Annotated in this window: 15 protein-coding genes; 5 read left to right on the forward strand and 10 right to left on the reverse strand. The window is 32.1% G+C overall.

What is annotated here, in order from left to right; translation table 11 throughout:
* Position 1: 1 nt before the first annotated feature.
* From ACXAFS_RS06330 to ACXAFS_RS06340, 3 genes are all read right to left on the reverse strand, one after another.
* Entirely contained in the window at positions 2 to 748 is a 747-nt protein-coding gene (locus tag ACXAFS_RS06330) for a hypothetical protein (RefSeq protein ID WP_475305963.1), read from the reverse strand.
* A 572-nt stretch (positions 749 to 1,320) separates the two neighbouring features.
* Complete coding sequence (locus ACXAFS_RS06335; RefSeq protein ID WP_475305964.1) at positions 1,321 to 1,743, reverse strand: thiol-disulfide oxidoreductase DCC family protein; 423 nt, start codon at positions 1,741 to 1,743, stop codon at positions 1,321 to 1,323.
* Between the two features lie 59 nt (positions 1,744 to 1,802).
* Positions 1,803 to 3,968, reverse strand: coding sequence for an endonuclease MutS2 (locus ACXAFS_RS06340; protein WP_475305965.1), 2,166 nt, complete (start codon positions 3,966 to 3,968; stop codon positions 1,803 to 1,805).
* A gap of 101 nt (positions 3,969 to 4,069) precedes the next feature.
* On the opposite strand from ACXAFS_RS06340, the gene ACXAFS_RS06345 reads away from it, so the two are divergent.
* Positions 4,070 to 4,744, forward strand: coding sequence for a uracil-DNA glycosylase (locus ACXAFS_RS06345; protein ID WP_475305966.1), 675 nt, complete (start codon positions 4,070 to 4,072; stop codon positions 4,742 to 4,744).
* 351 nt (positions 4,745 to 5,095) lie between these two features.
* Here ACXAFS_RS06345 and ACXAFS_RS06350 read toward each other — a convergent pair whose 3' ends face one another.
* The 5 genes from ACXAFS_RS06350 to ACXAFS_RS06370 form a co-directional block, all read right to left on the reverse strand.
* On the reverse strand, positions 5,096 to 5,950 hold the full coding sequence (locus tag ACXAFS_RS06350; protein ID WP_475305967.1) for a substrate-binding domain-containing protein: 855 nt from the start codon (positions 5,948 to 5,950) through the stop codon (positions 5,096 to 5,098).
* Positions 5,951 to 6,016: 66 nt separating this feature from the next.
* Positions 6,017 to 6,889 (reverse strand): nucleoside phosphorylase, encoded by an 873-nt coding sequence (locus ACXAFS_RS06355; protein WP_475305968.1) that lies wholly within the window; start codon positions 6,887 to 6,889, stop codon positions 6,017 to 6,019.
* Entirely contained in the window at positions 6,879 to 7,820 is a 942-nt protein-coding gene (locus tag ACXAFS_RS06360) for a DUF1835 domain-containing protein (protein ID WP_475305969.1), read from the reverse strand. The genes ACXAFS_RS06355 and ACXAFS_RS06360 overlap by 11 nt, the downstream gene beginning before the upstream one ends.
* A 5-nt stretch (positions 7,821 to 7,825) precedes the next feature.
* Positions 7,826 to 8,155 (reverse strand): translation initiation factor, encoded by a 330-nt coding sequence (locus ACXAFS_RS06365; RefSeq protein ID WP_475305970.1) that lies wholly within the window; start codon positions 8,153 to 8,155, stop codon positions 7,826 to 7,828.
* On the reverse strand, positions 8,155 to 9,105 hold the full coding sequence (locus tag ACXAFS_RS06370; protein ID WP_475305971.1) for an isopenicillin N synthase family dioxygenase: 951 nt from the start codon (positions 9,103 to 9,105) through the stop codon (positions 8,155 to 8,157). Before ACXAFS_RS06370 ends, ACXAFS_RS06365 begins: the two co-directional genes overlap by 1 nt.
* Positions 9,106 to 9,248: 143 nt before the next feature.
* Between ACXAFS_RS06370 and ACXAFS_RS06375 the strand changes: the two genes are divergently transcribed.
* Both ACXAFS_RS06375 and ACXAFS_RS06380 read left to right on the forward strand, forming a co-directional pair.
* The gene (locus ACXAFS_RS06375) at positions 9,249 to 11,249 is read left to right on the forward strand and encodes an alpha-ketoacid dehydrogenase subunit alpha/beta (protein ID WP_475305972.1); all 2,001 of its coding nucleotides are present in this window, start codon (positions 9,249 to 9,251) and stop codon (positions 11,247 to 11,249) included.
* A 475-nt stretch (positions 11,250 to 11,724) separates the two neighbouring features.
* Positions 11,725 to 12,042, forward strand: coding sequence for a 3D domain-containing protein (locus ACXAFS_RS06380; RefSeq protein ID WP_475305973.1), 318 nt, complete (start codon positions 11,725 to 11,727; stop codon positions 12,040 to 12,042).
* Here the strand turns inward: ACXAFS_RS06380 and ACXAFS_RS06385 are convergent.
* Positions 12,039 to 12,605: an ExbD/TolR family protein gene (locus ACXAFS_RS06385; protein WP_475305974.1), complete on the reverse strand. Its 567-nt coding sequence runs from the start codon at positions 12,603 to 12,605 to the stop codon at positions 12,039 to 12,041. The two genes, ACXAFS_RS06380 and ACXAFS_RS06385, sit on opposite strands and share 4 nt — an antisense overlap.
* Positions 12,606 to 12,742: 137 nt before the next feature.
* Here ACXAFS_RS06385 and ACXAFS_RS06390 point away from each other — a divergent pair, with 137 nt between their 5' ends.
* Together ACXAFS_RS06390 and ACXAFS_RS06395 are read left to right on the forward strand one after the other, a co-directional pair.
* Positions 12,743 to 14,251: a DEAD/DEAH box helicase gene (locus ACXAFS_RS06390; protein ID WP_475305975.1), complete on the forward strand. Its 1,509-nt coding sequence runs from the start codon at positions 12,743 to 12,745 to the stop codon at positions 14,249 to 14,251.
* Positions 14,252 to 14,348: 97 nt separating this feature from the next.
* The gene (locus tag ACXAFS_RS06395; RefSeq protein WP_475305976.1) at positions 14,349 to 15,089 is read left to right on the forward strand and encodes a hypothetical protein; all 741 of its coding nucleotides are present in this window, start codon (positions 14,349 to 14,351) and stop codon (positions 15,087 to 15,089) included.
* Here the strand turns inward: ACXAFS_RS06395 and ACXAFS_RS06400 are convergent.
* Entirely contained in the window at positions 15,079 to 15,645 is a 567-nt protein-coding gene (locus ACXAFS_RS06400) for a pseudouridine synthase (RefSeq protein WP_475306415.1), read from the reverse strand. The two genes, ACXAFS_RS06395 and ACXAFS_RS06400, sit on opposite strands and share 11 nt — an antisense overlap.
* Between the last annotated feature and the right edge of the window lie 27 nt (positions 15,646 to 15,672).

Raw genomic sequence — 15,672 nt, forward strand, 5'->3', positions numbered from 1 at the left:
TTCACTCTTCTGCTTCTAATTTTTGCCTTTCTATTTTATTAAAACTAAATCTTCTGTTATTAAACTCTGGAACTTCAACTTTGTTTGCACCAGAGGTAAAAGAATATTTTGAGTATTCAGTATTAAGCATTTTAAGCAGATCGTCTTTTTTAATTTTAAAAGGCGAATAGATGTATTTATAGGCATTAGTCATTTCGTCAGGAATGTTATGTTCATATCGTTCCTGCGCTAATAGATCTTCATAACCTGAAACAAATTCTATACTTTCATCATTATAACTTTTCACCTTTAAAATAACAGGTGTATAGCCATAATCATCGTCTTCATCGTGTATGTTAAAAGAATAAAAGTCTCCTGTTGTAGGATATTTAATTTGCATTTTGTTTTCTGCCAACTCTAAATAATAATCACTTTCCCATTTAGCTTCTTTTATTGCTTCTGATGCAGCAAACCAAGAAACACCAAGACATATCAATATTAAAAGCAGAAAGCTATACCATGGTGTTTTTATGGAGTGCTGTTGCTTTATTTTCAACTTTATATCTTCAGGTAAATGATAAAGATCTTTACTCCCTTCATATTTAATGCCCCAGATTTTTCCTATCGGAAAAAATGGAATCCAAAATATGTGTGCATATTTTTGTCTAATCTGAATTTCGGCACCTTTGAGTCTATCATCTGGTGGTAAGTTTAATTCTCTTGGAGTAAAAGTCTTAATCTTAAAATTATTGTGACCAAATACTATCATATACTTCTGAAGTAAAATTTAAAGTTTAAATATATAGTATATATTTTTCAAAAAAAACTTTAAGTAAAAACCTCAAAGCAAATGTTATCTATCTTAATTCTATAAGATACCTTAAAAAGGTTAGACTTATTTCTTTAAGGAGTTTAATTCGTTCCCAACTAACAGAAGTTAGGGTTAAACTGAAAATAATATTGCTTTGAGGCTTAAAATTACTAAGCTTAAAACCATTAACTTAAAAAAGCTCATAACCAAAAGTATCTTAAGTTATGTTTTTAGAAAACCAATATTTAGTAAGATTTTGCTTTCAGTAAGTAAATAATGTTTCTCAATGAGTATGCTGTCATCTCATGGATGATATGTGCATTTTTAACATTTAGAACAATAATAATGGGTTTATATCGAGTTTTTTAATTAGACAAAGTTGTTTGTTATAAATTTGAGTAAACAAAATTGTGCTATTAACCAATTCGATTTTCCCTCAAAACGAATTGAATTTTGTTTGAGTTAAATTAGTTTTAAGTAAGTTGTTAATTTAAAGAAAGCCTTTTAGAATAAATTTTTAAAAGGCTTTTTTACATCAAGAATTTTGCTTTTAGTTCTGGTGTTGGTATCATACATGCGTCCTTTTTACCATACCATTTATAACGGTTTTTTGCCACATAATCATATACCCAATTTCTAATAAAAGTAGGTACAACAAAGAATATAGCCATTAATTTGGTAGGATAGTTAAGTTGTTTAGCAACTTGTAATGCTGCAGTAGATTTAGAATATACTTTTTGTTTTATAGGATTATAAAGAAGAATAGAGTCTATTTTATTAGTTTCTATTTTAAATTGTGAGGTAATAGATTCACCAATATCACTTTGTAGTGGTGCAAATAAAAATTTATCGTTTTGATCTCGCTTTATTACATACAATACACTACTGTTACATAGGTTGCAGACACCATCAAAAAGAATTAGTTGCTTATTTTTAGGCAAATGGTTTACCATATTGCAAAGATAAGGTTTAGAACAGTTATTAAGATTGGTATTAACAAGGTCTTAAGCTATTATTTTTTTGCTTCAACCAATTCTAATAAATCAAGACTAACATTAGTGGTAAATAAGCCATAGTTAACAGTTGCTTTATTTTTTTCTATGACATCTATACTACCAACCGCTTTACCATCATGCATGCGTACACGATCTCCAATTTTTAATATTGGTTTTGGTTTTTCTACAACAACTGCTTTCTTTTTGTTGGCTTTCTTCTTTTTACGTATAACTTCGACTTTCTTTTCAGCCTCTTGCTTTATTTGCTTTTCTTTCGCCTTTTCAGCACGCTTTTGTTTTACGGACATCTTTTTGCGTTTAGCATTTTCTATTTGGACTAGTCTGAATAACTCAGACATCAATTCTCGTTTTCGCTTATTTTCAAAAAACTTCTCAGCGAGATCATTAACTTTTTGTCCTAGGTAAATTAAGCGTTGATTACTGTCATACAATTCTTGAAAGCTTTCTAACTTCTTTTGAATCTTTTCATTAGTTTCTTCAAGCTTTTCAGCTTCAGAAAGCTTCTTTTTTTCGTTTTCTTTTAAAGAGCGTTCGGTACGTTCTAGCTTACTGCGTTCTTTTTGCAGTTTAGCAATTGTAGCATCAAATCTAATTTTACCACGTTCAATCTTCTTTTTAGACTTGTTTATTAAGCTATATGGAATACCATTTTTCTGTGCTACTTCAAAGGTAAAAGAGCTTCCTGCTTGTCCTGTAACAAGTTTGTACATAGGTTCTAAACTCTTTTCATTAAAAAGCATGTTGGCGTTTTGCATGTGTGGTAACTCGTTGGCCAATAGTTTTAAATTAGAGTAGTGGGTAGTAATTATTCCGAAAGCTTCTCTTTCGTAAAAAACTTCTAAGAATGTTTCAGCCAAAGCACCACCAAGCTCAGGATCACTACCAGTACCAAATTCATCTATTAAAAAAAGCGTTTTATTATTGACTTTTTTTAAGAAATAATTCATTTGTTTTAATCTATAGCTGTAGGTGCTGAGATGATTTTCGATGGATTGATTATCTCCAATATCACTCACTACACGATCAAAAAGACAAGCTACACTGCGTTCATGAACAGGAATAAGCATGCCACTTTGCAACATAACCTGCAATAAACCAACTGTTTTTAACGTAATACTTTTACCACCAGCATTTGGGCCAGAAATAACTATAATTCTATTGTCACTGCGCAACTCAACAGTTTGAGGAAATGTTTTTTCACCTTTTTCCTTATTTGTTAAATATAGTAGTGGATGGTATGCATCTTTTAAGAATAGATTGCGCTCATTGGTAATTTCTGGTAAAATAGCATTCATGCTTCTAGCATATTTAGCCTTAGCAGAAATAACATCTATCTTAGTTAAAAATGTTTGATAATCGTTTAGAAGTGGAAGAAAAAGCCTTATATAATCAGTTAGTTCCTTCAGAATTTTAATGACTTCTTCTTTTTCTTCATATTCTAAATTGTTGAGCTCTCTAGTATATTGTAAGGTCGTTTCTGGTTCTATATATACTATACTTCCAGTTTTACTGCCTCCCATTATAGCACCTTTTACCTTTCTTCTGTACATTGCTTTTACTGCAAGCACGCGTCTGTTATCTACAACAGACTCCCTAATATCATCAAGATAATCTAAGCCATGATATCTTGAAAGTGCTGATGAAAAACTACTATTAATTTTTCCTTTGAGCTTACCAATTTCTTGTCTTAATGTTGAAAGCTGCGGTGAGGCATCATCTTTAATATCACCAAAACGATCTATAACTGCATCAACCTGCTCTATAATTGCAGTAGTAACTTCTATATGACTACTGTATTGATTTAATTTTGGATAGTATTCTTTAAATTTTTCTAAAAACTCAACAATTGCATTAGACGTTAGTGACATGCTAACGAGCTTTTGTAAACTTGCGACTTCTAAATAGGTGTTTTCAATATTTAGAAGTTTGATTTCTCTTGAAATCGGTTCAAACCCATGATTTGGAATCCGGTTATCATTATCAAAAGAAGATAAGTACTCATTTACATACTCTAACTCACGCACCAATTGTGTTTCAACCTCAATAGTTCGTACATTTAACACAGCCTCTTTACCTAGAGCCGTTATGGTGTGTTCGGAAATTTGGTCTAAAACCATGAAAAATTCAAGATCTTTCAAGGTTTTTTCATGAATACGTATCATGAGATTTTTAAATTTTTAGAATTGCAAATTTAGGCTAAATGTTGTGATAAGCCTAACACTATATAAAGTGCTATTTCTTATTTTTGAGAAAATTAATATTTATGAATGTTGATATTCATCCAAGTTGGAAGCCATATTTACAATCTGAGTTTGATAAACCTTATTTTAATAGTTTAACTGATTTTGTAAAGCATGAGTACAAAAACCATAAATGCTTTCCTAAAGGCTCTGAAATATTTAATGCTTTTAATCATTGCTCGTTTGATGACACCAAAGTAGTTATTATTGGTCAAGATCCTTACCATGGTATTGGGCAAGCCAATGGTTTATGCTTTTCTGTTAATGATGGTATTCCGCATCCACCTTCATTAATTAATATCTTTAAGGAAATTGAATCTGATTTAGGTATTCCGTATCCACAAAGTGGTAATCTCATGCCTTGGGCAGATCAAGGTGTTTTATTATTAAACGCTACACTCACAGTTAGAGCTCACCAAGCAGGAAGCCACCAGAACAAAGGTTGGGAACAATTTACAGATGCTGTTATTAAACTCATAAGTGAAAAAAAGCAAAATGTAGTATTCTTACTTTGGGGAGGTTTTGCTAAAAAGAAAAAGAAGTTAATTGATATATCTTCTCATTCAATTTTAGAAACAGGACATCCATCTCCGCTTAGTGCAAACAGAGGCTACTGGTTTGGCAATAAACATTTTAGTAAAACTAACTACCTGTTGCAGCAAGTTGACCAGTCTGTAATTGATTGGAAACTAGAGTAGGTGTAGGTTTTTCAACACGTATAATACGTGGTTTTTTGTTTTCAACTTTCTTAGTAGACTTATTGCAACTAAATATTAATAATAAAAAGTTTACAGCAACTAAAAATGATAGAATCAGAGTAATTGTTAGAATCATATTAATCTTTTTCTTGTGTTAATAGCTTTGATTTGGTTAAGCAAATGTAACTAAAAATTTGAAATACTGAAAGTTATGAACAAAAAGTGTAAGATTTAACTTTAATTCTTTTAACAAAAATTAACGTTATTAGTCGATGTTTACTGGTGTTTTAGCGATTTTTATAATATGCTTTAAATTTCTGAATTTTATCTGTTTATAAACAGATAATGCTATTAAAGCTTGTAAACTAACTCTGAGTAATCAACTTTTTTTGGGATAATATCTAAATTAAAGAGTTGTTCCTGTACATTGTTGATGGTCTTTTTATCAATTAATTCTTGAGACCATTCCGTTAGAGACAACCATTCTTGTACATCTTCTATTTCTTGATCGTAACGATTCGCAATTGTTCTATCGATACTTGGTATAGATTTAAAATCTGAAGTTGTAGTATTAATGATGTCTAAAATTGTTTTTAGCTCATCTTCATTGTTTTCTATAAATTCATCTCTGACAGCTATAACAAAACATGGCCATGGAGAAGGACATTCACCTATTCGTCTAAAAACACCATCATCAACTAATGGTTTTGTGGTAAATTTTTCCCACATAAAATAGTCAGCATTACCATTGGTTAGTCCTTCAACAGCTCCTGTGAGGTTTTTTATAACTTCAAAATTAAGATCAGTCTCTAGATTCCAATCATGATTTTTTGCATTAATGTAAGCCATTAAATGAGAACCAGATCCATAACGACTAATAGCAGCTCTTGTTCCTTTAATATCATCTATTGTCTTAAAATTAGATTTATCAGCAACGTGAATTCCCCAAATTAATGGTGTCTCTACAAAAGTTTGAACGATACTTGATGGATTGCCAGCAATGATATCTTTAATGATTCCTTCCGTAAGAATGACTGCAATATCAATGTCGCCAGAACGAAGACCTTTACACATTGCTCCAGTTCCGCCATAATAATCATGCCAGCGTAGATTAATGTCTTCAGCTTTATATTCACCATTTTTAAGAGTGAGGTACCAAGCTAAATTAAAGTGTTCTGGAACTCCACCTATGTTTACTTTCTTCATGCTAATGCCCTAAATTATACTTCTTCCTTATTCCAATACTTTGACTATAATCAGTATGATAATACTTTAAATATTAACAATTCGCTCTAGTGCGTACACTATTAACTTTTCTACTGTGCCTTTGGGATCTTTACTAAAATCTCCGGTTGCTCTATTAGCAATAATTGCATTTAATGATAGTGCCTCATGACCTAATAACTTAGATAATCCATATATAACGGAAGTCTCCATTTCAAAATTGGTAATGCGGAATTCTTTATATTGGAAATTATCTAATTTAGCATTTAAACCAGCATCATGCAGAGGTAATCGTAAAACACGTCCTTGTGGACCATAGAAACCTCCTGCAGTACCTGTCATTCCTTTAAAAACTTTGTCGCTTTCAAAGTATTTTTCCAAATATTTACTGTTGTTGATAATGATAGGTCTTGCTTTGTTTTTATCCCAATTGGTATGCTCTATAAAGGCATCTTCAATTTCTGGATTACTAATACCATTAATCTGATAAAAATGAAGCATTCCATTGATGTCCAAACCATGCGTACTCATCACAAATGCATCAACAGGTATATCTGCTTGTAAAGAACCAGAAGTACCAACTCTAATAATATTTAGGCTAGTGAGTTGAGTTTTGGGCTTACGGGTTTTAAGATCAATATTAACTAAGGCATCTAATTCATTGAGTACAATATCAATATTGTCTGGACCAATTCCGGTAGAAAGTACCGTAATTCTCCGATCTTTATAGTAACCTGTTTGGGTTTTAAACTCTCGCTTTTGTGTGCTAAATTCTATACTATCAAAATGTTTAGTGATTTTTTCAACACGATCTTGGTCACCAACAAAAATGATGGTGTCTGAGATATTTTCAGGTTTTAAATTTAGATGGTAAACACTACCATCTGGATTTAAAATTAATTCTGAGTCTTTAATCGACATGTAGTATGGTCTTAATAAGTTTATTCTGATCTACGCTAAACTGAAATTCTAAACGTTTTACACCTCCGTAGGTCATGTCGTTATTAACTTCATTAGCAAAATTATGTTGTCTTAGTAAGGCTTCGTGGCCTTTTCGGTTGAGTTTTAAGCTATTTTCATCTTCTTCAAAAAAGATACTTAAATTATCTATTAAACGACGATGTTGGGTATCACCAAACCCATAGTAACCTTGATAATTAAGGCTATAACCTAATAAATGATGTCTAGATTTAATATCGTTGTCTCTAACTAATCTTAGTATGTTGTCTTCAAGTACACTAAGACCACTTTTTTGATGTGGAAAACGTTTTAAATGTGCTTTTAAACAACTACTCATATATTTAAAGCTAGATTCCTTTACGATGTATGGTTTTAAAATATTATGGTCTTTACCACAATATGTTCTCCAGAGCGTAATGGCAAGCTCTATATCTTCTTTATTTAATCTTATACGTTTATCGTAATGATCTAATAATTGAGTTTGGGTGAGTTCGCCTAATCCTTTAAGATTTTTTTCTCCTTCAACACGACCACTACAAATAAGGTAAAGCGGTATCCTTATTTCCTTTTGGTGCAAAAGATTTAAAACACCTAATAAGTTAATATGGCAAAACAAATCATACTCAAACCATAGATGAATTTCGTCATATTTAATGGCGCTATCTAATTTAGACAACTCTTTTTGAAGTTCATTTTCATCAACTTCAATATCATAGTAGTCTTTTAAGAACTCGCTTCTTAACTGAAAGAACGCTTCCGAATCAATTTTAGGGATTGTTGGTCCTTCGCACAACATCTCTTGCCATGTTAAAATATCATCTTTAAAATCTAATTCTCTTAAATATTCTGTTAGAGCACTACCATTGGTAATATGAAGAATTTGCTTAGACATAAAAATTAACCTCCAACACGTTTTACGTTAAACCCTTTTTCTTTAAGAATGGTCATAATTTTATCTCTGTAGTCTCCTTGAATGATAATTTTATCATCTTTAAAACTACCACCAACACTAAGCTTAGTTTTTAGCTCTTTTGCTAGTTTTTTAAAATCTTCAGTAGAACCTGTATAGCCTTCTAAAATTGTGATGGGTTTTCCTTTACGTTTTTCGTATTTACAAATTATAGGATCATCCTGTAACCAAATATCACTTTGCTCATCAGTTTGTTCTTCTGATGATTCAGGTATGTGGTCAGGAAAAAGATTTTTGAGTTGATCTTGTAAATCCATTATTTTTTAATCAATCCAAGTTCTACTAAACGCTCGTTTAAAAACTCACCAGCAGTGATGTCTTCGTATAATTTTGGATTTTCTTCGTCTATACAACTATCTAAAACATCTAATTTCATTTCACTGATTGGATGCATAAAGAATGGAATAGAGTAGCGTGATGTACCCCAAAGCTCTCTTGGCGGATTAACAACACGATGAATAGTAGATTTTAATTTGTTGTTTGAGTGTCTTGATAACATGTCTCCAACATTAATCATTAACTCGTCAGGTTCAGCAATCGCATCTAACCACTCACCATCATGACGTTGTACTTGCAAACCACGCCCTTGAGCACCCATTAAAAGTGTAATTAGGTTAATGTCACCATGAGCAGCTGCTCTTACAGCATTCTTAGGTTCTTCGGTAATTGGTGGATAATGAATTGGTCTTAAGATAGAATTTCCATTATGGATGTAATTATCAAAATAAGTTTCTTCTAATCCAAGGTGTAATGCTAAAGCACGAAGCACATATTTAGCTGTTTTCTCTAACATTTGGTAGGTTTCTTTACCGACCTTGTTAAACTCAGGAAGTTCTTTAACTTCAACATTTGCAGGATATTCCTTTTTGCGTTCTTCATCATCTTCAACATATTGTCCAAAATGCCAAAACTCTTTAAGGTCACCTTCTTTTTTACCTTTAGCACTTTCTTTTCCGAAAGATACATAGCCTCTTTGACCTCCAATACCTGGTATTTCATAGCTTTCCTTAACCTCTAGAGGTAAATCAAAAAAGTTTTTAACTTCCTTATAAAGTCTATCGACTAATTCATCATCTAAGAAATGTCCTTTTAAGGCTACAAAGCCTATATCTTGATATGCTTTACCAATTTCGTCAATAAATTTTTGTTTTCTATTTGGGTCGTCTGAAAGGAAATCCTTTAAATCTACGCTAGGTATTCTATCCATTGGAATTTTATTTAAAAATTAAGTCAATATACAAAAGTAACGAAATAGTCCTAAAATGTGAACATGTATTAAAGACATTTCAACAGAGTATTCTGTAATATTAATGCATTTTATTTACATTTGAAGCATAACAATTACAATCTATGCCAACCATAACTAAAAGCAATATTGACTACGATAAGCGCAATCTAAGTGATAAAGTATTACTAAAACTTTATTACAACATGTTGAGACCTCGACTTATAGAGGAAAAAATGCTCATATTGCTAAGACAGGGGAAAATATCTAAGTGGTTTTCTGGTATCGGACAAGAGGCAATTTCGGTCGGTGTAACTATGGCTCTAAAGCCAAACGAGTATATATTACCAATGCACAGAAATCTTGGCGTTTTTACCACCAGAGAGATTCCACTTCATCGTTTATTTTGCCAATGGCAAGGTAAAGCAAGTGGTTTTACCAAAGGAAGAGATCGCTCGTTTCATTTTGGTACACAAGAGTACAATATTGTTGGTATGATTTCTCATTTAGGACCTCAACTTGGTGTGGCAGATGGTATTGCTTTAGCTAATCTTCTTAAAAAAAATGGACAAGTTACAGCTGTTTTTACTGGTGAAGGAGGTACTAGCGAAGGAGATTTTCATGAAGCATTAAACGTTGCTTCTGTATGGCAACTGCCAGTTATTTTCTGTATTGAGAATAATGGCTACGGCTTGTCAACACCAACAAACGAGCAGTATTATTGCAAGCACTTGGCAGATAGAGGTAAAGGTTATGGAATAGAATCTTTTATATTAGATGGCAACAATATTATAGAGACCTATTCTAAAGTTAAAAAGTTAGCTGAGAGCATAAGAAAACGACCAAGACCAATATTAATTGAGTTTAAAACCTTTAGACGTCGAGGCCATGAAGAGGCAAGTGGTACAAAGTATGTTCCGAAGGAATTAATGCAAGAGTGGGAAGCAAAAGATCCTATTGAAAACTTTAGAAGCTACTTGTTCAGTAAAAAAATCCTTTCCGCTGAAATTGATGATAAATATGTAACTGAAATTAAGGCTGAAATTGACGCTTCTCTTGAATCTGCATATGCAGAAGCTGAAATAACACCCAATAAAAGTGTTGAATTAGATGATGTATATCAAATATTTAATTATGAGGAATTTAAGCCAAATAATGAATTAAAGGAACAACGTCTAATTGATGCGATTTCTGAAGGTTTAAAACAATCTATGGAAAAGCACTCAGACTTAGTGATTATGGGACAAGACATAGCTGAGTATGGAGGTGTTTTTAAAATTACTGAAGGTTTTGTAGAAAAGTTTGGTAAAGACAGAGTTAGAAATACACCTATTTGTGAATCTGCAATTGTTGAAGCGGGAATGGGTCTGTCTATTGCTGGTATGAAGGCTGTTGTAGAAATGCAATTCTCAGATTTTGTAACATCTGGTTTTAATCCCATTGTAAACTATTTGGCGAAGTCGCATTACCGTTGGAAACAAAATGCAGATGTCGTTGTTAGAATGCCTTGTGGAGCAGGTGTTGCTGCAGGTCCTTTTCACTCCCAAACTAATGAAGCTTGGTTTACCAAAACACCAGGTCTTAAGGTTGTTTATCCTGCGTTTCCTTATGATGCTAAAGGTTTGTTAACTACAGCTATTAATGACCCTAATCCTGTGCTGTTCTTTGAACATAAAGCCCTTTATAGAAGTATAAGACAAGATGTACCAACAAATTATTATACGTTACCTTTTGGTAAAGCAGCTTTGTTAAAAGAGGGCAACGATGTTTCAATTATAACTTATGGTGCAGGTGTACATTGGGCTTTAGAAACTTTAGAAAACAATACTAATATATCAGCAGATTTAATCGATTTAAGAACACTTCAGCCATTAGATAAAGATGCTATTATCAGTTCTGTAAAAAAGACAGGAAAAGCAATCATACTTCAGGAAGACAGTATGTTTGGTGGTATTGCTAGCGACATTTCTGCAATGTTAATGGAAGACTGTTTTGAATATTTAGATGCTCCAGTAAAACGTGTTGCAAGTATGGAAACACCAATACCTTTTGCACCACAATTAGAGCAACAATATTTAGCCAAAGGAAAGTTTGAAGAGGCACTCCAAGAGTTATTAAACTATTAAGAATAAAAAAACCAACACTATAGCAGTATTGGTTTTTTAGTTTAATGTACTTAGGTTAAAAGTCCATTTCATAATTTAATGTTTTCTAGGTCATCATCTAAACTGTGAGATGTATTGACAATTTTTGATAAGGCTTTCATAATTGATTTGATTTAATGATTGATGAATTACGTTATTATCTATAACGTCTTTTACTGTTCCAAGTGTAACTTCTTGTTTCTGTAGTTGTACTTGTTAATTGATTGCTGTTCAAAGTTCTCATGATTTATTGTTTTTTAATTGATTACATCTAATAGACGACCAAAAAAATAAAATGTTACACTCTTATGTATTAGCATGTTACAGTTTAACAGTTTTTAACTTTATACGTATATTTAGTTTTATGAAAGTTAAAGTTCTTGTGATCCTATGTTGTCTTTTGTGCCTTGGTTGTAATAAAGTTGTAGAACAAAATTGCGCTTCAAAATCTTTTGTAGTGACTGCTACTGCTTATAATTCGCTTGCTTATCAAACAAACTCTAATCCAAATATTACTGCTTTTGGTGATAGTCTAAAACCTGGATTAAAATATATTGCTGTGTCTAGAGATTTGCTCGATTCTGGTTTAGTACACAACACACAAGTAAAAATTGAAGGCTTTGATAGTCTCTTTACTGTTAAAGACAAAATGAATAGACGTTGGCGAAAACGTATAGATATTTACATGGGAAACGATGTGCGCAAAGCTAAAAAATGGGGCAAAAAAAAGGTAAACATTGAGTATTGCATCAAAGGCAATGACACTTTGCTCTAATTCCGTTTCACCATAACTTCAGAAACAATAAAAGGATATGCTTTCTTTACAGTTATTAATTCTTCATCAGTAATTTGACTTGGTGTTTTGTTAAACTTCGTCTCAATATATCGAGCTCTTAAGTCATAGTATGCTTTTGTAATTTCATCTTGTACAGAAATAAACAATTCATATTTGCTTAAAGCATCATGGCTCAATGAAACAATTGCTTCCCTTGGATGGTCAGATGATATTGATAGTTTTTGACCTTTACAATAATCACATTCAGAAGCTCCATTATTATCTACAAAAGCTTGTACGATGTCTTTAACTTCTTCAAGTTTTACCACCTTATCTTCTATATAGATTTCTTGTTTATGATTTAAACTAACCCTCAAAATGTTACGTTCATTTACATCAATAATACAATCTGCAATATTTGGACAATCAATAGGTAATTGTCTTAATATGCCTTTATCAGCTGAAATGGTCGTTGTTACTAAAAAGAAAATAAGTAACAGAAAGGCAATGTCTGCCATAGATCCTGCGTTGACCGTCGCAGAATGTCTTCGAAATGATTTCATAATGTGAATATTTAAAATGTTAATATTTTCTTAAGCACAAGAACAGTACCAATGTTGTTAAAGGTTATTAACAATACATAACAAAAACACTTACAATATGTTATTTTTGCAAAATTAACCTTAGAGCGAAAAACTTTATGTCTACAGACACCATTAAGGATACTACATCAGAAAAGCGACTTTACGATTATCAAATCAAAGATTTGTATCGCATTTTTGATGTTATGGCAGAAGAAGCAGATAACTTTAATTTGCTCTACCAATTGCCAACAGGTGGTGGTAAAACAGTAATCTTTTCTGAAATTGTTAGACGCTACATAAAAAAACACAATAAAAAAGTAGTAATCCTTACACATAGAATAGAGTTGTGTAAGCAAACATCGAATGTGCTTTCTGGTTTTAACGTTAAGAACAAGGTTATTAATAGTAAGGTAAAAACATTGCCAGACCAAGACGAGTATCAGTGTTTTGTCGCCATGGTTGAAACATTAAATAACCGTTTGTCGGATAATGACTTTCAGCTAAAAAATGTTGGATTGGTTATTATTGATGAGGCACATTATAACTCGTTTAGAAAGCTGTTTAAATTCTTTGAACACTGTTTTATTCTTGGTGTTACTGCAACACCACTTAGTAGTAATATAAAGCTACCAATGAAGGATAATTACGATAGGCTAATTGTAGGTGATGATATTGCTACTTTAATTAGTAATGGATTTTTGGCAAGTGCAGATGTATATCATTATGATGTAGGTCTAACGTCATTAAAGATTGGTATTAATGGTGATTACACGGTTAAATCCTCTGAGGCTTTATACACCAATTCTTTAATGCAAACGAAACTGCTTTCTGCATATGAAGAGTTAGCAAAAGGTAAAAAAACCTTGATTTTTAATAACGGAATTTACACATCTAAAGAAGTTTACTATACCTTTAAAAAGGCTGGTTATAATGTTCAGCATCTAGACAATACGGCTAGTAAGCAAGAGCGAAAAGATATTCTTAAATGGTTTAAACACACACCAGATGCTGTCTTAACTTCTGTAAGTATATTAACCACAGGCTTTGACGAACCTTCAGTAGAGTCTATAATTCTTAACAGAGCTACACGATCGTTAACTCTATATTTTCAGATGATTGGTCGTGGAAGTCGTATTTACAAAGACCGTAAAACGTTTCAAGTTATAGACTTAGGTAATAACGTATCGCGTTTTGGTCCTTGGAGTCAACCCGTAGATTGGCAACACATTTTTAAATATCCAGATTTATATCTCGAAAACATTATAGACGACGAAGCTTTAGAACGCGATTTTGTCTACGTTATGCCAGATACATTGAAAGAGAAATTTAAAAACTCAGATAATCTTGAGTTTGATGTTAAATCTGAGTATAAAGATGTTATTGGTTCTGGTAAAAAATCTTTTACAGTTATAGAGCGTTCCATAGAACAACATTCTAAAATTTGTATTGAAAATAGTGAGGATGTGTATGATGCAAGAGACTTGGTAAAATTATTACAAGATGAAATTGCATATCGTATAAAACAATATTGCTATTGTATTATGAACAGTACAGACAACTATAAAGATTGGTTGTTTGAAGAGTATAACCGTAAATTGCGCATTAGCTTCAACGGTAAGTTTTAACGTTTTTTTGTAAGGAAATACATTTTTATACGTTTATTTTGAAGTAGGTATGGTTTTTGTACCACAAGTTTAGAATCATTTATTCATCTAAATCTTAGTGAAAACTTTAAAGCACATATTAGTTTTATTTTGTCTACTCTTAGGTACATCGATTTATGCACAAGTACCAGATAAAGAAAACAAAACCATTCGCATTCCTGCAGAACCTTCAGAAACCAAAAAAGATTCACTTCCTACTAAAATAAAAGTAGCACCTAAGCTTGATAAAAAAGAAGAGAAGGCAGGTGGAAAAGAAGATGAAAAGAAGAAGTTTATTATAAAAAAATCAGACAAGCCTTTTTCAATGACAGAAGAAGATGGGTTGAAGAGTCCTGCTGAAATCTTTGAGAAGCGTTGGAGCAAAGACTTGGAGAAAGGTGGAGTTATAAAGACTATGTCAGATCAGTTTTTAGGCGAACATAACGTAGACACAAAGTTTGTTAATATTATTTGCAGAGATCATCAATATCCAGATGGTGATCGTGTAAGAATTTATGTTAATGATATCATTGTTCAGCAAAATTTGTTGCTAAGAAGCAGCTACAGACGAGTTGAGATAGATTTAATACAAGGAAAAAACACCATTGAGATTGAAGCTCTAAATCAAGGTGACTCAGGCCCGAATACCGCAGAGTTTATTGTTTATGATGACCAAGGCAAACAAATTTCATCCAAAGAGTGGAATTTGCTAACAGGAGTAAAGGCTATCATTGTATTTAATAATGAAAAAGCAGTAATAAAGGAAAAAACTGAAGAAGAAAAAGCTGCCGAAAAAAAAGAATCAGCTTCTAATAACTAATCGTTTTAATTTCAGCTGGTTTCATTGTTTCCAATTTATAATCTCCAATTCTAACTCTTACCAAACGTAGTGTAGGAAAACCAACTTTTGACGTCATTTTACGTACTTGTCTAAACTTGCCTTCCGTTAAGATTATTTTTATCCAAGATGTTGGCCCATGCTTTTCTTCTCTTACAAAGCGATCCACAATATGAGATGTGTCTTTTAATAATTCTGCATGGCAAGATTTAGTTATGTAAGATTTTCCGTTTACAGAAATTTCTACACCATTTTTTAAAGTATCTATTTGCGCTTCATTAATTATACCATCAACCATGACGTGATATTCCTTTTCAATTTTAGAACTGGTAATATAATTGCTGAATTTCCCGTCTGTTGTAAGTAATAGCAAACCTTCAGATTTTTCATCTAATCGGCCAACTGCCATAATATTTTCAGGAAGATCAAATAATTCAGACAACAACTTTTTATTCTTTCGTTTATTTTGATTGTTAACAAATTGACTTAAATAACCATAAGGTTTGTAAATCTTGTAATAGCTGTTATCTGTAGTCATTTCTGAAGCAGGCACTAAAATTATAAT

It is taken from the genome of Winogradskyella sp. ABM4_392, assembly GCF_056160445.1.